The organism is Rhizobacter sp. (assembly GCF_031412495.1).
In the GTDB taxonomy this organism is placed as follows: Bacteria; Pseudomonadota; Gammaproteobacteria; order Burkholderiales; family Burkholderiaceae_C; genus Schlegelella_A.
This window is the reverse complement of the sequence record NZ_JANODC010000300.1, coordinates 1-2,202: the sequence shown is the minus strand read 5'-3', so window position 1 is coordinate 2,202 and position 2,202 is coordinate 1. Positions and strand designations below refer to the sequence as shown.

At 73.6% G+C, this 2,202-nt stretch carries 2 protein-coding genes; both read left to right on the top strand.

Translation table 11 applies throughout. The annotated features are described in order from the left end of the window. Positions 1–1,381, top strand: a 1,381-nt coding sequence (locus AC30N0_RS11245) for a twin-arginine translocation pathway signal (protein WP_489518002.1), incomplete at its 5' end; no start/stop codon positions are given. Continuing rightward, a complete protein-coding gene (locus tag AC30N0_RS11240; protein ID WP_489518001.1) occupies positions 1,378–2,064 on the top strand; it encodes a pseudouridine synthase in 687 nt (228 codons plus the stop codon). The genes AC30N0_RS11245 and AC30N0_RS11240, both read left to right, overlap by 4 nt. Positions 2,065–2,202 lie beyond the last annotated feature (138 nt).

Below are 2,202 nucleotides of genomic sequence, written 5' to 3'. Positions count from 1 at the left end.
CGACCGGCCCAACCGCCGCGACGTCCTCGTCACCGCTGCCGCAGCGTGCGCCGCACCGCTCGTCGGCTGCGCCGCTGGCCCCGCCGCTGCCACGCTGCCGCCGATCGTCTTCGTCCCCGGCAACGGCGACACCGCCGGACTCTGGATCACGACGCTGTGGCGCTTCGAGTCGAACGGCTGGCCACGCGAGCGGCTGCACGCGATGGAGATCCCCTATCCGCTGGCCCGCGACGACGATGCCCGGGAACAGCCGGGCCGCAGCTCGACCGCGGAGCACATGGCGGCCCTCGCGGCCGAGGTTAAGAAGGTGCTCGCCGCCACCGGCGCGAGCCGCGTCGCGCTCGTCGGCAACTCGCGCGGCGGCTATGCGATCCGCAACTTCATCGCCAACGGCGGCGGCGCCGCGGTCGTCTCGCACGTGGTTCTCGGCGGCGTGCCGAACCATGGCGTCTTCGCCGATCCGCGCTCGCGCCTCGGCAACGAGTTCAACGGCGCCGGGCCTTTCCTCACCGCGCTCAACTCGCCGCCGGGCGCGGACGGCCGCGAGGTCCAGCCGGGCATCGCCTGGATGACGATCCGCTCCGACAACAACGACAAGTTCGCCCAGCCCGACGGCGTCTGGATCGGCGCCCGCGGCACGCCGACGAACGTGACGTTCGACGGACCGGCGCTGAAGGGCGCCGAGAACATCGTCCTGCCCGGCGTCGACCACCGCGAGACATCGTTCAGCGCCCAGGCCTTCGAGCACACCTTCCGCTTCATCGCCGGCCGAGCCCCCGCCACGCTCGCCGTCGTCCCCGAGGCGCGCGTCGTCCTCGACGGCATGGTCAGCGGCCTCGGTCTCGACAACCGTCAGGGCAACTTCGCGACCAACCTGCCGCTGGTCGGTGCCGCGGTCGAGGTGTTCGCGACCCGGTCGGCCACCGGCGAGCGCAGTGGCGCGGCGGTGCACGCGAAGACGATCGGCAGCGACGGCCGCTGGGGGCCGTTCGTCGCCGACGGCGCGGCCAGCTACGAGTTCGTCATCACGGCGCCCGGCTACGCGACCACGCACGTCTACCGGTCGCCCTTCCCGCGCTCGTCCACCATCGTCAGCCTGCGCCCGGAGCGGCTCGCCGACGCCGACCGCGACGCGCAGGCGCTGGTCGTCCTCAACCGGCCGCGCGGCTACTTCGGCGTGCCGAGGGACCGCATCGTGCTCGACGGCGCCAGCCCGCCGGCCGGGATCCCGAGCGGCGTCGCCGGCGTGTCGACGGCACGCCTGAAGGTCGCCGACGCCACGCCGCGGCCGGTGGCGGGCGAGTTCAACGGCGAGCGCATCATCGGCCGCACCTGGCCGCTCGCCGGCAACCACGTCGTCGTCCTCGAGCTCACGTCTTGACCCTGGCGCAGCTCCTCTTCAGCCAGGGCTTCGGCTCGCGACGGGAGTGCGCCGGCCTGATCGCCGCCGGCATGGTCGCGATCGAGGGCCGGGTCCGCGACGATCCGCACGAGGACCTCGAGGTCGATGGCCTGACCTTTTCGGTGCGCGGCGAAGCGTGGTCGTACCGCGAGCGCGCCCTCCTCGTCATGAACAAGCCGGCCGACCACGAGTGCTCGCAGAAGACGCGCCATCACGCCAGCGTCTACAGCCTGCTGCCGGCGCCGCTGCGCCGGCGCGGCGTGCAGGCGGTCGGCCGCCTCGACGCCGACACCACCGGCGTGCTCCTCTTCACCGACGACGGCGGCCTGATCCACCGCCTCACCTCGCCCAAGCACCACGTGCCCAAGGTCTACGAGGTGCGCTGCGTCCACCCGGTCGATGCGGGCCAGCTGGCGCGCCTGAAGGAAGGCGTGGTGCTGCACGACGATCCGGCGCCGGTGCGTGCCGAGGCCTGCGAGGCGATCGGGGCCTCGACGCTGCGCCTCACGCTCGTCGAAGGCAAATACCACCAGGTCAAGCGCATGGTCGCGGCCGCCGGCAACCGCGTCGAGGCCCTGCACCGCAGCGCCTTCGGGCCGGTGCGGGTCGACGACCTGGCGCCGGGCGCGTGGCGCTGGGTCGACGAGGCGATCGGCGCATGAGGCCGGTGCTGTCGGTCCGCCCCTTCCAGCTGCGCGGGTGGCTCGCCGCGGCGTCGCTCGGGCTCGCCGTCATGCAGTGCGTTCTTCCCGCGCGGGCCCAGGTGCCGCCGAGCGTCTCCGAAGCGGCGGCGTACCGTG